The 16,364-nt window shown below is 70.5% G+C and carries 14 protein-coding genes; 3 read left to right on the plus strand and 11 right to left on the minus strand.

Annotation, left to right across the window (positions count from 1 at the left end; genetic code table 11):
* The first annotated feature begins 30 nt into the window (after positions 1–30).
* Positions 31–2,859, plus strand: coding sequence for a bifunctional diguanylate cyclase/phosphodiesterase (locus ACXAFN_RS04865; protein WP_474986682.1), 2,829 nt, complete (start codon positions 31–33; stop codon positions 2,857–2,859).
* Positions 2,860–2,904: 45 nt separating this feature from the next.
* Positions 2,905–3,723: a PEP-CTERM/exosortase system-associated acyltransferase gene (locus ACXAFN_RS04870; RefSeq protein ID WP_474986684.1), complete on the plus strand. Its 819-nt coding sequence runs from the start codon at positions 2,905–2,907 to the stop codon at positions 3,721–3,723.
* On the opposite strand, the gene ACXAFN_RS04875 is transcribed toward ACXAFN_RS04870, so the two are convergent.
* The 8 genes from ACXAFN_RS04875 to ACXAFN_RS04910 form a co-directional block, all read right to left on the minus strand.
* The gene (locus ACXAFN_RS04875; protein ID WP_474986686.1) at positions 3,645–4,781 is read right to left on the minus strand and encodes a DUF3541 domain-containing protein; all 1,137 of its coding nucleotides are present in this window, start codon (positions 4,779–4,781) and stop codon (positions 3,645–3,647) included. The genes ACXAFN_RS04870 and ACXAFN_RS04875 overlap by 79 nt on opposite strands.
* Positions 4,778–5,512, minus strand: a complete 735-nt coding sequence (locus ACXAFN_RS04880; protein WP_474986687.1) for a trimeric intracellular cation channel family protein — start codon at positions 5,510–5,512, stop codon at positions 4,778–4,780. Before ACXAFN_RS04880 ends, ACXAFN_RS04875 begins: the two co-directional genes overlap by 4 nt.
* Positions 5,513–5,576: 64 nt before the next feature.
* Positions 5,577–6,497, minus strand: a complete 921-nt coding sequence (locus ACXAFN_RS04885) for a DUF808 domain-containing protein (protein ID WP_474986688.1) — start codon at positions 6,495–6,497, stop codon at positions 5,577–5,579.
* Between the two features lie 111 nt (positions 6,498–6,608).
* Complete coding sequence (astB, locus tag ACXAFN_RS04890) at positions 6,609–7,949, minus strand: N-succinylarginine dihydrolase (RefSeq protein WP_474986690.1); 1,341 nt, start codon at positions 7,947–7,949, stop codon at positions 6,609–6,611.
* Positions 7,946–9,415 (minus strand): succinylglutamate-semialdehyde dehydrogenase, encoded by a 1,470-nt coding sequence (astD, locus tag ACXAFN_RS04895; protein ID WP_474986692.1) that lies wholly within the window; start codon positions 9,413–9,415, stop codon positions 7,946–7,948. The genes astB and astD overlap by 4 nt, the downstream gene beginning before the upstream one ends.
* A complete protein-coding gene (gene astA / locus ACXAFN_RS04900) occupies positions 9,415–10,461 on the minus strand; it encodes an arginine N-succinyltransferase (RefSeq protein WP_474986693.1) in 1,047 nt (348 codons plus the stop codon). Before astA ends, astD begins: the two co-directional genes overlap by 1 nt.
* A complete protein-coding gene (locus ACXAFN_RS04905; RefSeq protein ID WP_474986695.1) occupies positions 10,461–11,531 on the minus strand; it encodes an arginine N-succinyltransferase in 1,071 nt (356 codons plus the stop codon). Before ACXAFN_RS04905 ends, astA begins: the two co-directional genes overlap by 1 nt.
* A gap of 50 nt (positions 11,532–11,581) precedes the next feature.
* Complete coding sequence (locus tag ACXAFN_RS04910; RefSeq protein WP_474986697.1) at positions 11,582–12,796, minus strand: aspartate aminotransferase family protein; 1,215 nt, start codon at positions 12,794–12,796, stop codon at positions 11,582–11,584.
* A 178-nt stretch (positions 12,797–12,974) separates the two neighbouring features.
* Here ACXAFN_RS04910 and ACXAFN_RS04915 point away from each other — a divergent pair, with 178 nt between their 5' ends.
* Positions 12,975–13,598, plus strand: a complete 624-nt coding sequence (locus tag ACXAFN_RS04915) for a class I SAM-dependent methyltransferase (RefSeq protein ID WP_474986699.1) — start codon at positions 12,975–12,977, stop codon at positions 13,596–13,598.
* Positions 13,599–13,744: 146 nt separating this feature from the next.
* Here ACXAFN_RS04915 and ACXAFN_RS04920 read toward each other — a convergent pair whose 3' ends face one another.
* From ACXAFN_RS04920 to ACXAFN_RS04930, 3 genes are all read right to left on the minus strand, one after another.
* A complete protein-coding gene (locus ACXAFN_RS04920; RefSeq protein WP_474986700.1) occupies positions 13,745–14,719 on the minus strand; it encodes a GlxA family transcriptional regulator in 975 nt (324 codons plus the stop codon).
* A complete protein-coding gene (locus tag ACXAFN_RS04925; protein ID WP_474986702.1) occupies positions 14,706–15,263 on the minus strand; it encodes an isochorismatase family protein in 558 nt (185 codons plus the stop codon). The genes ACXAFN_RS04920 and ACXAFN_RS04925 overlap by 14 nt, the downstream gene beginning before the upstream one ends.
* A 123-nt stretch (positions 15,264–15,386) precedes the next feature.
* Positions 15,387–16,364, minus strand: coding sequence for a GlxA family transcriptional regulator (locus ACXAFN_RS04930; RefSeq protein ID WP_474986703.1), 978 nt, complete (start codon positions 16,362–16,364; stop codon positions 15,387–15,389).

Here is a 16,364-nt window from a genome sequence, read left to right on the forward strand (position 1 = left end):
CCTGTTGCCCAACCCCGAGGAATCGGAGACATGTCCTTCACGACGCTGTTCCGGAATCATCGCTCCTTGAGCCTGACCTGGCGCGTGGTCGCGCTCAGCAGCCTGCTGCTGCTGGTGCTGGTGTCGCTGTTCACCTGGCTGGGTCATAGCAACCTGACCCGCCAGTTCCAGGAAGGCCGCATGCAACACCACGCCCGCCAGCAGCGCGAGGTGCAACTGGCCCTGCAGCGCTCCGAGGAGGGTCTGCGCCAGCTCGCCAGCCTGACCGCGGCCTCTCCGGGGCTCGGCCCCGCCCTGCAGGCCCGAGACGAGGGAGCCGTCCAGGCCTCCCTGGCCCCTCAGTGGCCGACCCTGCAGCTGGATTCGGGCATCGACGAGGTTCAGATCCTGGATCGCCAGGGCGCCACCCTGGCGAGCTGGGGCCAGCGCCAGACCAGCCCGCAGCCCGTCCAGACCTGGGCCAGGCGCGTCCTGAGCAGCGAGATGCCCTTCACCACCCTGCGCTGCGCCACCGGCTGTCGGCAGTATGCCGCCGTGCCGGTGCTGGTGGAGGGCAGCAGCGTGGGGCTGGTCCTGCTGTCGCGCTCGCTGGCCGATGTCATCCGTCAGACCAAGTCGGTCTCCGGCAGCGAGATCGCCCTGCTGGTCACCGGCTCGAATGGCGACGAGCCTGCCCAGCCGACGACCCAACGCCTGCCGGCCTGGCAAAGCCGGCTGCTGGCCCTGACCCAGCAGGACCTGGGCCTGCCGCTGCTGCAACGGGCCGCCGAGCGCACCTCCCTGGAGGCGCTCACCGAGGCTCCCCTGAGCCTGCGCCACGGCGACCGCCTGGAGGAGCTCTCGGCGATTCGCGTGGCAGAGCAGCAGGATCGTCCGGGCGGCGGCTATTTCCTGCTGATCTCCGACATCACCGCCCAGGTCCAGTCCATCAGTCACGATACCCGTACCCTGCTGGGGGCGGGGGTGGCCGGCTGGCTCGCCGCCGAGCTACTGCTGCTGGTCATCCTGCTCGGCCCCATGGCCCGCCTGCGTCGCGTCGCCGGCGTGCTGCCGGCCCTGGCCCGGGGCGGCTTCGCCGAGGCCCGACGCACCATCCCCGCCTCGACCCCGCGCTGGCCGAACGAGATCGACGTCCTCGAAGGCACCACCATCGAACTCTCCCGACAGCTCGAGGTGCTAGAGGAAGAGGTCCAGGCCCGCGGCGAACAGCTCGCCGAACGGGTCGAGGAACTGGCCAAGGAACGCGACTTCGTCGGCGGGCTGCTCGATACTGCGCGGGTCTTCATCATCGCCCTGGACGGCATGGGACGCATCGACCTGGTCAACGCCTATGCGCTGTCGATGCTCAAGGTCGAGGAGGCGACCCTGATCGGCCGCCGCTTCGACGACATCTTCACCCTGCCCGGCCAATCGCCGGTGGCGGAGGCCAGGACGGCCGAACAGGAAGAGCGCACCCTGCTCACCCCCGAGGGCCAGGTGCTGACCATCGCCTGGTACCACGCGCCGCTGCCCGGCGGCGGCGATAGCGGCATGGCGTGGATCTCAGTGGGGCTCGACATCACCGAGCGCAAGGCCGCCGAAGGGCGGCTGACCTGGCTGGCCGAACGCGACCCGCTCACCGAGCTCTACAACCGCCGCTATTTCCAGGAGACCATCGAGGGCGCCCTGCAGCGAGGCGGCCAGGGGGCGCTGCTGCTGCTGGACCTCGACCAGTTCAAGGAGGTCAACGAGCTCAGCGGGCATCATGCCGGCGACAAGCTGCTGCGTGAGGTTGCCGAGGTGCTGCGCCTCCACCTGGGGCATCGCGGCCATATCGCGCGCCTGGGCGGCGACGAGTTCGCGATCCTGCTGGAGCACACCGACGCCGACCAGGCGATCGGCATCGCCCAGCAGTGCAACCAGCTGCTCGACAGCCTGCATTTCCGCGCCGGCGGTCGTCGCCACCGGGTGGTGGCCAGCATCGGCATCGCCCAGTACCCCATCCACGGCGAGAGCCCCGCCGACCTGATGGCCAGCGCCGATGTCGCCATGTACAAGGCCAAGGAACACGGCCCCCAGCGCTGGCACCTGCTGTCGACCCTGGAGAGCGCCAAGAGCGAGCTGCAGGAGCGGGTCTACTGGGGCGAGCGGCTGCGCAAGGCGCTGCAGGAGGATGGCTTCGCGCTGATGGTGCAGCCCATCGTGCGACTCGCCGACCAGGACGTGAAGCACTACGAGGTATTGATCCGCATGCGCGAGGAGGACGGCCGCCTGGCCTCTCCCGCTCACTTCATCCCGGTGGCCGAGCGCAACGGCATGATCGTCGAGCTGGACCGCTGGGTGCTGCACCACAGCCTCAAGGCCCTGCGTCGGGTCCAGGAGCAGGGCATCAGCCTGTCGGTCAACCTGTCGGGGCAGTCGCTGCACGACAAGGGGCTCGAGCAGTTCCTGGCCGACGAGCTGGCCAACAGCGGCGCCGACCCCCACCACCTGATCCTCGAGGTCACCGAGACCGCCGCCGTCACCGACTTCTCGACCGCCCGCGGCGTGCTGCAGTCGATGCGCGACCTGGGCTGCCGTACCGCCCTGGACGACTTCGGCGTGGGCTTCAGCAGCTTCCACTACCTGGGGCAGCTGCCGGTTGACTACATCAAGATCGACGGCTCCTTCATCCGCAGCCTGGCGCTGAGCGCGGACAACCGGGTCATCGTCAAGGCCATCGCCGACATCGCCGCCGGCTTCGGCAAGCAGGCCATCGCCGAGTTCGTCGACAACGACAAGGTGCTACCGCTGCTGACCGCCTACGGCATCGCCTACGGCCAGGGCTTCCATCTCGGCAGGCCCCAGCCGCTCGACGTCATCTTCGATGCCGAGCCCTGACCCATGGACCTCAACCCACGCTCATCGAACCAGGGACGTCCCGCCATGACTTCGCCCACCTCGCAGGAATCCCGGCGCCGGCTGCGTATCGCGCCCGAGCTGTATGCCCGCTTTCGCGAAGAGTTCACCTTCCGGCTCGCCGAGGATGACGAGACCCGTCGCCGCATCTTCCGACTGCGCTACGACATCTACTGCGAGGAGCTGGGCTTCGAGGCCCCGGCGGATGCCCGGCATCACCTGGAATTCGACGCCTACGACGAGCGCTCCATCCTGTGCCTGATCGAGCACAAGGACAGCGGCCTCGCCGCCGGCTGCATGCGCCTGGTGCTGCCCGATGCCGGCCCCGAGGCCCACGACTGCCGGCTGCCCCTGCAGGAACACGGCGCCGATAGCCTGACCCACGAGAGCCTGCACCCGGCCCGGCTGTGCCACGACCAGGTATGCGAGATCTCGCGGTTGGCGATCTCGCCGCTGTTTCGCAAGCACTCGACGACCGACGAGATCGACAGCCTCGTCCGCCACCGCCACCCCTTCAGCGCCGAGGAACGCGAGACCTTCCCGCTGATCGTGATCGGCCTGTTCCTGGCCACCTATGCCCTGCTGGGGCTGTCGAACCGACCCCATGCCTTCGCCATGATGGAGCCGCGCCTGCCGCGCCTGTTGCGGATGTCGGGGTTCCACTTCACCCGGGTCGGCGAGACCCTCGAGTTCCACGGCAGGCGCAACGCCTTCTACATCGACCAGCGCCGCGTCGAGGCGGAGATGAACCGCGAGCTGATGCCGCTCTACCGGCACATCATGGCGACGCTGGCGCCACAGCTGGACGGGGCCATGCCCCAGCGGGCCGTCGCGACCTCGTCCTGAACGGGTGCCAGGCGCGGGCCGGGATACAGCCGGTCGGGCCAGTCCAGCAGCATGATCGCCAGCACGTTGCGATGCTCGCCGCGCGCCAGGTCGGTGCCCCCCGACTCCGACGGGACCATGCCGGCCCGCGGGTCGTAGGCCGCGATCAGGGCGTCGCGCAGGCGCCGCAGCGCCGGCGAGTCGTCGCGTCCGGCCAGCAGGAAGGCGATGCCCACCTCGGTGTAGATGTCTTCCTTGGTGTCGGCAAGGATCCGCCCCAGCCGGGCGGTGAAGTAGTCGAGGATCCAGGCGAACTCGTCCGCGGACACCGGGCGCTGGTAGTAGTCGCTGGCGGCGATCACGAAGTGGGTCATGCCATAGATCTTGTTGCGGAACAGCGCCCGGTCCAGCGCGCCGTCCCGGGACGGCGGAAAGCGATCGCGGAAGGCGGCGATGGTCTCGTCGCGCAGGTCCGCCACGCCCAGGTCATGCAGGTAGTAGACCAGGTTGGCCACCTGGGCGGCATAGACGTCGAGCACCCGTGGATCGGTCAGGAAGGCCGCGAAGTCGACCCCTGCGAGGTATTCCAGGGCCCGCCGATGACCCGGCAGCACACGCTCGTCGAGCAGGCCGTGATAGTGCGCCTGGGTCAGGTCGAAGGCCAGCCCCTTGGCATAGAGGATCTCCTGCCAGTCGGCGAGCATGCGCTTGCGGCGCCGCTGCTTCTCGGTGCGCTGCGGATAGGCGTCGAGCATCGCCCGGGCGCGCCGCGCCACGTGGCCGGGCGTGGCCAGGCCTGCGATCTCGCCGCGCAGTTCCTCGACCAGTCGTTTGCCATAGGCGCGGTTGAGCGGCAGGTAGCGCGACGCGCCGGTGATGCGGTAGAGCCGCTGGGCATAGTGGCGTTGCTTGCCCGTCGGCAGGGTCGGCAAGGCCCGCTCATAGGTGACGCGGATCTCCTCGGCCACCGCCCGATCCGACGGCGGGGCCGACGACGGGCCGAGGGCGCAGCCCGCCAGCAGGAGCAGGATCGGCAGCACCCAGCCCAGCCACCAGGCGCGGCCTCGGCAAGCGCTCATGGCGACCTCCTGCGGCGACGCGAGCGTTCCGGGGGGATCAGCTTGACCCGCACCTTGGGGCGACGCGGCGGCGCGGCCTCCTCACCGGCGGGCGGAGGCGGCGCGGGTCGCGCCACCGTCACCCAGGCGAAGACCGGCAGCGCCAGGTGCCAGTGGATGGCCGACAGCCGCAGGGCCAGGGTGGTCGCCAGGGACGCGGCCACGGTCACGGCGAAGGGCGCACCCAGGGCCTCCAGGCCGACCAGCACCACCCCGCCGGCGATCGAGGCGGTGGCATAGATCTCCTGGCGCAGCACCATGGGCACCCGCCGCGCCAGCACGTCGCGTATCATGCCGCCGGCCACCCCGGTCAAAAGCCCCATCAGCACCGCCACCACGCCCGGGGTCTCCAGGCTCAGTGCCTTGAGGGTGCCGATCACCGTGAACAGCGCCAGGCCGAAGGCATCGGCCACCGGCAGGAAGATTCGCGACAGGCGATGGATGTAGTGGAAGCCGAGGATCGACAGCGCCACCGTGGTCAGGATCACCCACAGGTAGGCGGGGTCGCTGACCCAAAACACCGGGCGCACGCCGAGCACCAGGTCGCGCAGGGTGCCGCCGCCGATGCCGGTCACCGCGGCCAGCACCAGCATGCCGAAGGGATCCATTCGCGAGCGACAGGCGAGTATCACCCCCGAAAGCGCGAAGACAATCACCCCCGCCATGTCCAGCCAGTAGACCCACCCCGTCACATTGCCTCTCCCTTGCCGTTCTCGCCGCCATCATAGCAGGGCGGCCCCGGCAGCGAGCCGGCGATCAACCGCGCCGCCGCGTCTGGACCAGCGTCACCGCCCCCAGTACCAGCGCGCCGACCACCAGCCCGATGCCGAGATTGAGCAGCATCGGCCCCAGGCCGTGGACGATGGCATCGAGGCCCGGTACGGCCAGCTCCACCTCGGCCACCCCCTCGGCGAGGCGATGCAGGAGCGGCACGCCATGGGCGAGGATGCCGCCGCCAACCAGGAACATGGCGAGGGTGCCGAGCGCCGACAGCAGCTTCATCAGCCGGGGCGCGGCGGCGACCAGGCCGCGTCCCAGCCCGGCCTGGACCCCCTCGCGGCGGCTCAGGTAGCGCCCCAGGTCGTCCAGCTTGACGATGCCGGCGACCAGGCCATAGACCCCGGCGGTCATCAGCACCGCGATGCCGATCAGCACCGCGACCTGCTGGCCCAGGGCCGCCCCGGCCACGCTGCCCAGGGTGATGACGATGACCTCGGCGGAGAGAATGAAATCGGTACGGATGGCCCCCTGGATGCGCCGGCGCTCGAACTCGCGCATGTCGACGCCCTCGTCGGCCAGCGCATCGACGCGGCGCGCATGCGCCGCCTCGTCCTCCTCGCCGTGCAGGAACCTGTGCGCCAGCTTCTCGGCGCCCTCGAAGCACAGGTAGGCGCCGCCCAGCATCAGCAGCACCGTCACCAGCAGCGGCAGGAAGGCGCTGATCACGAGCGCCGCGGGGATCAGCATCGCCTTGTTGCGCAGCGAGCCCTTGGCCACCGCCCACACCACCGGCAGTTCACGATCGGCGTGCACGCCGGTGACCCGCTGGGCATTGAGGGCCAGGTCGTCGCCCAGCACGCCGGCGGTCTTCTTGGCCGCGACCTGGGTCATCAGCGTGACGTCATCGAGCAGCGTGGCGATATCGTCGATCAGGGTCAGCAGGCTGCTTCCGGCCACGGCGACCTCCTCGGCGAGGGATGGGCGAATCGCTTCCAGCATAGCCGCCCGCGGGGACAAAAAAAGCCCCGCCAAGGCGGGGCAACGAGAGAGCATCGGGTTCGCTGACGGTCAATGCTGGAAGGGGTAGACGCTGCCCAGCTTGAGCAGGCGGGTCAGCTCGTCCAGGGCGGTGAGCGTCTCATGGGCGAGCGCCGGGTCGGCCAGGTCGGCCGGCGCCAAACGATCGCGGTAGTGGCGTTCGACCCAGGCGGTGAGATCAAAGTGCAGGGCGTCGTCGAGCAGTACACGGCCCGACACCGCGGCCCGCTCCTCCTCGGAGAGCGCCACCCGCAGCCGCAGGCAGGCGGGTCCGCCGCCGTTGCGCATCGACTGCTTGACGTCCTTCACCACCACCTCGGCGATGGGGTTGTTCCCCGCCAGCAGGTGATCCTGCAGGCAGCGCCACACCGCCTCGCGCTCCTGGCACTCACCGGGCACCACCAGGGTCATGGTGCCGTCCGGATTGCTGAGCAGCTGGGAGTTGAACAGGTACGAGGCCACGGCATCGTCCAGGCTCACCGCCTCCACCGGCACCCGCACCGGGATCAGCGGGGTGGCCATCTTCGCGCGCAGCGCGTCGAGGGTGCCCTGCTCGTCGCGGAAGGCGTACTCGTGGTAGAGCAGCACCGGGCCGTTGCCCACGGCGATGACGTCGTTGTGGAAGACGCCGGCGTCGATGGCCTCGGGATGCTGCTGGGCGTACACCGTCTGGGCGTCGGTGAGGCCGTGCTGGCGGGCCACCGCCTGGCTGGCCTCGAGCGTCTGGCGGGCCGGGAAGCGACTGGGCGCGACGCCATCGCCGCCGAATGCCTGGCGGCCGTAGACGTAGAGGTGCACGCCGGGCTCGCCGTGATCGCCGGCCAGCCGGGTGTGGTTGGCCGCCCCCTCGTCGGAGAAGGCCGGGGTCGCCGGCAACACCGGGTGATGGGCGAAGAAGCGCTCGTCGCGGAACATCGACGCCAGCACCCGGCCGGTGGTAGCCGGCTCAAGGTAGCGATGGAAGCTCGACTGCAGGTTGGCCGGCGTGAAGTGGACCCGGCGGTCCGGGGCATCGACGCTGGGCGTCACCGTGGCGGCGTTGGCGGTCCACATGCTGGAGGCCGAGCACACCGCGCGCAGCACCTGGGGGGCCTGTTCGGCGGCCCCGGCCAGCACCCGGGCATCGCTGCCGGTGAAGCCCAGCGCCCGCAGGGCGCCGAGGTCCGGACGCTGCTGGGGCGGCAGCACGCCCTGGGCGTAGCCGGCGTCCATCAGCGACTTCATCTTCTCGAGGCCCTGCAGGGCGGCCTCGCGGGGATTGGCCACCAGCCCCTCGTGGCTCATCGAGGCCACGTTGCCGTGGGCCAGTCCCGAGTAGTTGTGGGTCGGGCCTACCAGGCCGTCGAAGTTGACCTCGCAAACGTTCGTCATAGGTGCACCCCCGGCGGCAGCTTATCGGGCAGGCTCAGCGCCTCGCTCTCCATGGAGGCCACGGGATAGGCGCAGTAATCGGCCGCATAGTAGGCGCTGGGGCGATGGTTGCCGCTGTCGCCCACCCCGCCGAAGGGCGCGTCGCCGGAGGCGCCGGTGGTCTGGCGGTTCCAGTTGACGATGCCGGCGCGGATGCGCAGCAGGAAGTCGTCCCAGTCCTCGCGCTCGCCGCCGATCAGCCCGGCGGAGAGGCCATAGCGGGTATCGTTGGCCAGCGCCATCGCCTCGTCCCAGTCGCGGTAGCGATACACCTTGAGCAGCGGGCCGAAGTGCTCCTCGTCGGGAATCTCCAGGCCGGTGACGTCGATCAGCGCCGGCGACAGCAGGCTGGTGCCCTCCTCCAGGCGGTGCATGCGCGCGAGCACCGTGCCGCCGCGGGCCTCGAGGTCGTCCTGGGCGGCCAGCAGGCCGTCGGCGGCCGCCACGCTCACCAGACCGCCATAGAACGGGGCGTCCTCGCTGAACGGGCCGGCCACGCGGAGCCGCGAGATGGCGTCGGACAGGGCCTCCAGCAGGCGGTCGCCCACCTGGCCTTCCGGCACGATCAGCCGGCGCGCGCAGGTGCAGCGCTGGCCGCCGGACAGGAAGGCCGACTGCAGAATGGTCAGCACGGCGGCGTCCTGGTCGGGCACGTCCTTGATCACCAACGGGTTGTTGCCGCCAAGCTCGAGCGCCAGGATCTTGTCGAGCTGGCCGGCGAACTGGCGCTGCAGCAGGCCGCCGACCTTGGCGCTGCCGGTGAACAGCAGGCCGTCGATGCCGGGATGGGCGGACAGCGCCTGGCCCACCGGGGCCGCGCCCTGCACCAGGTTGATCACGCCCTCCGGCAGGCCGGCCTCGCGCCAGCACTGCAGGGTCAGGTCGGCGGTCAGCGGGGTCTGCTCGCTGGGCTTGAAGACCACGGTGTTGCCGGCCAGCAGCGCCGGCACCATGTGCCCGTTGGGCAGGTGGCCGGGGAAGTTGTAGGGCCCGAACACCGCCATCACGCCGTGGGGCCGGTGGCGCAGCACGGCCCGGGCGTCGCCCAGGTCGCGCTCGCGCTCGCCGGTGCGCTCCTGATAGGCGCGGATCGAGATCGCCACCTTGCCGATCATCGCGCCCACCTCGGTGCGCGCCTCCCACAGCGGCTTGCCGGTCTCGGCGGCGATCGCCGTGGCCAGGTCCTCGCGGTGGCCTTCCAGCACCTCGCGGAAGCGTTCGACCACGGCCTGGCGCGCCTCGAAGGATTGACGCGCCCAGCCCGGGAAGGCAGCACGGGCGGCGTCGACGGCGACGCCCACCTGGGCCTCGGAGGCGGCCTGACCCTGCCACAGCGTCTCGCCCGAGACCGGGTCCCGCTTGGCGAAGCCCGCGGCCTCGCCGTCCTGCCAGTGGCCGCCGATCAGCAGCCGTTGCATCGCCTTCATCATGCCTCCTCGTCGCTATCCAGAATGCGCAGGGTGTCGCCGGAGCCGACCTCGAGACGCGCCGCCTCGGCCTCGCTCAGGGTCACCACGCCATCGTCGTCGGGGCCACGCCCCAGCCAGGCCGCGCGAAACCCGGCCATGGAGGTGGTGGCGGCCAGCCAGCGCGGCCGCTCGGCCTGGGCAAGCTCGCCGGCCTTGACCTCCACCCGGCAGGTCCGCGACAGGCGCACGCCGCGCACGTCGTCGACATAGGCTTCCACGGTGGGGCCACCGTCGAAGATGTCGATGAAGCCCTCCCAGCGCAGGCCCTCCTTCTTGAGCATCGCCAGCGCCGGGCGGGTGTGCTCGTGGACCTGGCCGATGCAGGCCCGGGCCTCCTCGGAGAGGAAGGGGGTGTAGATCGGGAACTTGGGCATCAGCTCGCCGATGAAGCTCTTCTGGCCCAGCCCCGTCAGTCTGTCCGCTTCATTGAAGTCCATGGGGAAGAAGTGGCTGCCCAGGCACTCCCAGAAGGGGCTCTTGCCATCGGCATCGAACACCCCGCGCATCTCCGCCAGCACCTTGTCGGGGAAGCTGTCGCGGAACTCGGCCATGAACAGCCAGCGCATCATCGACAGCAGCGCGCCGTTGCGTTCGGCCCGGCGGTCGGCGCCGCGATACTCGGGGCGCAGGAACAGCGAGGCCACCTCGGCATCGCCGGTGTGATCCGAGCTCAAAAACAGGGTGTCGATGGTGCGGTGCAGGTCGAGCTGCACCGAGGAATGGGCCAGGGTGCCGACCCGGTAGTGATAGAAGGGCACCTCGCGGCCTACCTGACCCTCGATGGCGCAGCAGCCGGCCAGCCTCCCGGTGGCCTCGTCCTCGAGCACGAAGAAGTAGAGGCGCTGGTCCGCCGGGGTCTGCTGGCCGAAGGCACTGACCGCGGTGTCGATCTTGGCGGCCAGGAAGTCGCGGTTGTCGGGCAGCGAGGTGAAGCCCACCCCGGTCTCCCGGGCCAGGGCCTGCAGCTCGTCCAGGTCGGACGGGGCAATGGGTCGGATGCGCATCACAGCTCTCCCTCGTCGTAGCCCGGGTCGTGCGCGTCGCCCGGCAGGGCGAGCGGCGCGGCCAGCACGGCGCGGCCCTCCTCCACGCCGAGCTGCTCGGCGTGCTCCGGCGACAGCATCAGCTGGCCGGTGGGCGACAGCGCGTAGCGCGCCACCACGCAGCGGAAGTCGTGCAGCCGCTGGTTGGCGACCATCGCCGGCTCGGCGTCCGGCAGCGAGTGGGCCGGGCGGATGCGTACCGGATGCCAGGCGGCGCGCCGGAAGCTCGAGAGGCGGTCGCGCTCGGCCTTGATCACCGGGCCGGCGTCGAAGATGTCGACGTGGCGCGAGCGCAGGAAGCCCTCGCCCAGCATCTCGTCCATAGCCGACTCGTGGTCCGGATGCTCGCGGCCGATGGCGGCCCGCGCCTGGGGGGTCAGCAGCGCCAGGTAGAGCGGGAACTGAGGCATCACCTCGGCGATGAAGCTCTTCGAGCGCACCCCGGCCACGTAGTTGATCTCCTGGTAGTCGCGCACGAAGAAGTGGCGCCCCACGCTGTTCCAGAACGGCGACTGGCCGCCCTCGTCCAGGTAGCCGGGGAAGGCCATGGCCAGGATCTCGGCGAAGCGCTCCGGGTACTGGGCGATGAACATCAGCCGCGCCCGGCGCAGCAGGCTCTCGGCGCTGGTGCCGCGATAGCGCGGATCCAGCGAGTAGGCGCACAGCAGGCTCGCCTCGGAGACCTCGTGGGACAGCGACAGGGTCTGCACCTCGCGGCGCACGTCGAGCTGCTGCGAGGCGTGGATCAGGGTCTCCTGCCGATAGGTGTAGTAGGCCTCCCGGGCGCCGGCCTGGGCGCGCACGGTGGCGGTGCCCACCACCTCGCCGCGCTCCTGGTCCTCGAGCACGAAGGTGTAGTGCTCGTCGCCGGGGAACTCCACCTCGGCCTCGAAGGCGCGCTGGGAGCGCGTGATGCGCTCCTCCAGGCGGTCCCGATGGGCCGGCAGGTTGGTCAGGCGCGGCGTGGCGTTGCTCGCCAGCCGCTCCAGGGCCGGCAGGTCCGCCGGCCGGGTGGGACGTACGACCAGCATGGCTTGGCCTCCCGCGGATGGTTCCGGATCTTGCATGGCGTGGCCGCGGCTCACTGGGCGGCCACCAGCCGGGCGATGGCCCGATCCAGGCGCGCCATGCCCTCGGCGATGTCGGCCTCGGGGATCACCAGCGAGGGCGCCATGCGCAGCACGTTGGGGCCGGCGACCAGCGCCATCAGGCCCTCCTCGATGGCCAGCGGCAGGATGTCCTTGGCGCGGTTGTGGTAGTCGTCGCTCATCTCGGCGCCGATCAGCAGGCCCATACCGCGGATCTCCTTGAACACCCCATGCTTGCGGTTGATCGCCTCGAGGTGCTCGCGGAACAGGTCGTGGCGCTGCTTGACGCCGTCCAGCACCTCGGGAGTGTCGATGTGCTCCACGGCGGCCAGGGCCACGGCGGAGGCCAGGGCGTTGCCGCCGTAGGTGGAGCCGTGGGTGCCGATGGCCATGGCCGGGGCGATGCGGTCGGTGGTCAGCATGGCGCCCACCGGGAAGCCGCCGCCCAGCGACTTGGCGCTGGTCAGGATGTCCGGGGTCACGCCGTATTCCATGTAGGCGAACAGCGAGCCGCTGCGGCCCACGCCGGTCTGCACCTCGTCGAAGATCAGCAGCGCATCGTGCTCGTCGCACAGATCGCGCAGGCCCTGCAGGAATGCCGGCTCGGCGGGCAGGATGCCGCCCTCGCCCTGCATCGGCTCGACCATCACCGCGCAGGTATCGCCGTCGATCAGGTCGCGCACGCTGTCCAGGTCGTTGAACTCGCCGTGGACGATGCCGCCCGGCACCGGACCGAAGCCCTGGGAGTACTTGGGCTGTCCGCCGACGCTGACGGTGAAGAAGGTGCGGCCGTGGAAGGACTGGTAGAAGGACACGATGCGATGCTTGTGCTCGCCGTGGGTATCGTGGGCCCAGCGACGCGCCAGCTTGAGCGCGGCCTCGTTGGCCTCGCCGCCGGAGCTGCACAGGTAGACCTTGTCGGCGAAGGTGCGCTCGACCAGCGAGCGCGCCAGCGCCAGCGCCGGCTCGTTGGTATAGACGTTGGAGAGATGCCACAGCTTGTCGGCCTGCGCCTTGAGGGCATCGACCAGCACCGGGTGGCAGTGGCCCAGGGAGTTCACCGCGATACCGCCGGCGAAGTCGATGTACTCCTTCCCTTCCTGGTCCCACAGGCGGCTGCCCTCGCCGCGCACCGGAATGGCCTTCTGCGGCGCGTAGTTGGGCACCATGTACTGGTCGAAATCGCTGCGGGTCGGGGTCTGGGTCATGTCGTTCTCCGTTGTCTCGAGCCAGGCTCGTTCAGGATGAATCGGATCATTCGAGTATAGGGAGCGCCTCCCGGGGAGGCTTTCAGCAATGGGACGGCGATTTGTGAAAAAGGCAGGAGCGCCGCGGCGCGCCGCCGGGCGGGATCGGCTAAGGTGACGCGAGACCGAGGAGAACGAGATGCTCAACACCACCGCCTGGAACCGCCTGCGCTATGACCTCTATGCGCCGGTCTACGATGCCGTGGCCGAGCGCGCCTTTCGCCGGGCGCGGCGCGAGGCCCTGGGCCAGGCGCACTGGCGCCCCGGGATGCGGGTGCTGCTGGTGGGCGCCGGCACCGGACTCGACCTGCCCTGGCTGCCCCGGGACATCGAGCTGCACGCCACCGACCTGTCCCCGGCCATGCTGCGGCGCCTCGAGCGCCGGGCCGAGGCCCTGGGGCGGGACGTGGAGGCCGAGGTGATGGACGCCGAGGCGCTCGACTATCCCGACGGCCAGTTCGACGCGGTGGTGATGCACCTGATCCTGGCGGTGATGCCCGACCCGGCCCGCGGCCTGGCCGAGGCCCATCGGGTGCTGGCCGAGGGCGGCGAGCTGTGCGTGATGGACAAGTTCCAGGCCGACGAGCGCCCGGCCGGGCTGGGCCGGCGGGCGCTGAACCTGACCACCTCGGCGATCGCCACCGACATCACCCGCCAGGCCCGGCCACTGCTGGAAGGGGCCGGCTTCGTCATCGAGGCCGACCGGCCGGTGATGATGGGGTCGCTGTTCCGTGCCCTGCTGGCGCGCAAAGGCAATGTCTGAAAAGTGACTGCGCTCGGCTATACGTCGTTAAAAATCAGCTCAAAATGCTCATTTACAGCTCGTAAACTCCGCTTTCTCGCTGATTTTTGCCTTGTCTATCCTTCGCTCGCCGACTTTTCAAACACAGCCTGACAATATTGCCGGGCTCAAGCCGACGTCGCATGGCGACGGCGCCATGCCTGGGGCGACTCCGCCTCGAGGCGTTTCCAGGCGCGTCTGAGCTGGCGATCGTCGCCTAACCCGACCTCCCCGGCGATGCGCGCCAGGCTCCAGGGCGTCTCTTCCATCAACTGGCGCGCCAGCTGCAAGCGCAGCCGCGTCAGGTAGTCTCCCGGCGCCATGCCCGCCACGGCGACGAAGCGGCGACGCAGGTGGCGCTCGCTGATCGCCGCGGCATCGGCCATGGCGGCCAGGGTCCAGCGTTCCCGGAGCCGCGCGCAGAGCTGGTCCTGCAGGCGATGGATGCGCTCGTCGACATGGTTTCGCCCCGCGAGCCAGCCGGCCAGCTGGGGCTCGTGCCCGCTGCGCCGCAGGTAGAGCACCATCTCCCGGGCCACGGCCAGCGCCAGGCGATGCCCCAGGCGCCGGGTCAGCCAGTGCAGCATGGTGTCGATGCCGGTGGAGATGCCGGCGCTGGTCAGGCAGGGCCCGTCCTCGATGAAGATGCAGTCGCCCTGCACCCGGGCGTCGGGCGCCAGCGCGCGTAGCCGCGCCAGCAGGGTGTGGTGGGTGGTGCAGCGCCGTCCATCCAGCAGGCCCGCTTCGGCCATCAGCAGCGAGCCCGAGCAGATGCCCATCAGGGTATCGGCCTGGCCGGCCTGGCGACGCAGCCAGTCGACGCAGGCCGGCTGCAGGGCGGGATCGATGCCGCGCCGGTACTGGCCGGGCACGACCAGCAGGTCCAGCGGCTCGAGCGCCGGCGGCAGCGGTTCGATGCCGCCGAGCGTCAGCGGCCCCAGCCAGTCCAGCGACGCGCGGGGGCCGAAGTAACGGATCGCCAGGCCGCCCGCCAGTTTCTGGGCGGCGTGCAGCACCTGCAACGGCCCGACCAGGTCCAGCGGCACCTGGCCGGGGAGCATCAGCACCCCGACCCGCAGTTCGCTCCGCTCAGGCGGCGACACCGCACCACTCCTTCCGCAGGGTCGCCACATCGACGATCCGCGCGAAGCGCCCCTCCAGCACCAGCTCGGTGCGCGCCCGAATCTCCTCGGCGCTCCAGGTGCGGCCGTGGCGCGTCATGGGAAAGGTCAGGGTCGCCTCGCCGACGAAGTCCACCGCGAAGCCGAGGTCCGATGCCACCCGCGTGGTGGTCTCGCAGCACTGCTCGGTGCGGATGCCGCCGACCACCACCCGGCGAATGCCGCGCTCGCGCAGCCAGGTCTCGAGCCCGGTGTCGGTGAAGGCGTTATGGGCACGCTTGTGGAAGGTCGCGGCAGCAGGATCGTCGAAGCCGTCCAGCGGACGGATCAGGCCACGCTCGGGATCGAAGGGCGTGCCGCTGCCCGGCTCCTCGTGGAGGATGCGAATCAGCGGCAGGCCCCCCTCACGGGCCAGATCCAGCAGCGCGCGCTGGCGCTCGCGCCAGGGGCCGGCCAGGGCCTCGTCCCAGTAGTCGCGGGCAGGGAAGGAAGCCTGGACATCGATCAGCAGCAGGGCGGTGGTCATGGGTCGAGTCTCTCATGGGGAGCGGAGCGATCACCATAGCGCCGTGACGTCCACGGCGAGTGCCCCGACCGGTCAACATGCGGACCATTTCGGCCATCGGGTGCAATGCCCTCCCAAGCGTCGTCAGCCCAGGCGCTCTTCCCGGGGCGTGATGCCGAAGTGGTTGCGATAGGCGGTGGAGAAGTGGGCCGCCGAGGAAAAGCCGGTCTGCAGGGCGATCTCGCCGGCGGGCCGGTCGCTCTCGCGCAGCTGCTTGCGGGCCTGCTGCAGGCGCAGGTTGAGGTAGTAGCGGCTGGGTACCGCCTGGAGGTACTTCTTGAACAGCCGCTCCAGCTGGCGCCGCGAGATGCCCAGGTGTTCGGCCAGCTCGTGGGTGGTCAGCGGCTCCTCGATGTTGGACTCCATCAGCGCCACCGCGTCGATCAGGCTCTGGGGGGCATTGCCCAGCCGGGTGCGCAGCGGCACCTGCTGGGGCTCGTCGCCCATGCGGATGCGCTCGAGCACGAAGTGTTCGGAGATGCGCTCGGCCAGCTCGGCGCCGTGCTGGCTGCCGATCAGCGTCATCATCATGTCCATGGCCGCGGTGCCGCCGCCGCAGGTCAGGCGGTCGCGGTCGATCTCGAACAGCTGCTGGGAGAGCCGCACCCGGGGATGGTCGCGGGCGAAGGCCTCGAAGCGCGTCCAGGGCAGGGTCGCCCGGTAGCCCTCGAGCACCCCGGCCCGGGCCAGCAGTTCGGTGCCGCCGCCGATGCCGCCCAGCACCACTCGGGCGGCGGCCAGGCGCCGCAGCCACTCGAGCAGCGCCTCGGGCACGCTGCCCGACAGCGGCCCGGGTGCGCAGACCAGCAGCATGTCCAGGGCCTGGTCCGGCTCGCCGGCCGTGGCCTGGGGCAGCAGCGCCTGGCCGGCGGCACTGGCCACCGGGCGGGCGTCGACGGCGAAGGTGGAGAGCCGATAGAGGCTGCGCCCCGCCAGGCGGTTGGCCACCACCAGCGGTTCGGTGGCGCAGGCCTGGGCCAGCAGCGAGAAGCCGGGCAGCACCACCACGCCGACATGCCGGGACACGGGCACGGCGGGGGCAGGGGGTGGAGCGTCGGGCAT

The organism is Halomonas sp. ABH4_019 (assembly GCF_056159885.1).

Coding starts and splice junctions, on each gene's coding strand:
- ACXAFN_RS04865 (WP_474986682.1), top strand. CDS start 31: ATGTCCTTCACGACGCTGTTCCGGAATCATCGCTCCTTGAGCCTGACC.
- ACXAFN_RS04870 (WP_474986684.1), top strand. CDS start 2,905: ATGACTTCGCCCACCTCGCAGGAATCCCGGCGCCGGCTGCGTATCGCG.
- ACXAFN_RS04875 (WP_474986686.1), bottom strand. CDS start 4,781: ATGAGCGCTTGCCGAGGCCGCGCCTGGTGGCTGGGCTGGGTGCTGCCG.
- astB (WP_474986690.1), bottom strand. CDS start 7,949: ATGACGAACGTTTGCGAGGTCAACTTCGACGGCCTGGTAGGCCCGACC.
- astD (WP_474986692.1), bottom strand. CDS start 9,415: ATGAAGGCGATGCAACGGCTGCTGATCGGCGGCCACTGGCAGGACGGC.
- astA (WP_474986693.1), bottom strand. CDS start 10,461: ATGCGCATCCGACCCATTGCCCCGTCCGACCTGGACGAGCTGCAGGCC.
- ACXAFN_RS04905 (WP_474986695.1), bottom strand. CDS start 11,531: ATGCTGGTCGTACGTCCCACCCGGCCGGCGGACCTGCCGGCCCTGGAG.
- ACXAFN_RS04910 (WP_474986697.1), bottom strand. CDS start 12,796: ATGACCCAGACCCCGACCCGCAGCGATTTCGACCAGTACATGGTGCCC.
- ACXAFN_RS04915 (WP_474986699.1), top strand. CDS start 12,975: ATGCTCAACACCACCGCCTGGAACCGCCTGCGCTATGACCTCTATGCG.
- ACXAFN_RS04925 (WP_474986702.1), bottom strand. CDS start 15,263: ATGACCACCGCCCTGCTGCTGATCGATGTCCAGGCTTCCTTCCCTGCC.
- ACXAFN_RS04930 (WP_474986703.1), bottom strand. CDS start 16,364: ATGCCCGACGCTCCACCCCCTGCCCCCGCCGTGCCCGTGTCCCGGCAT.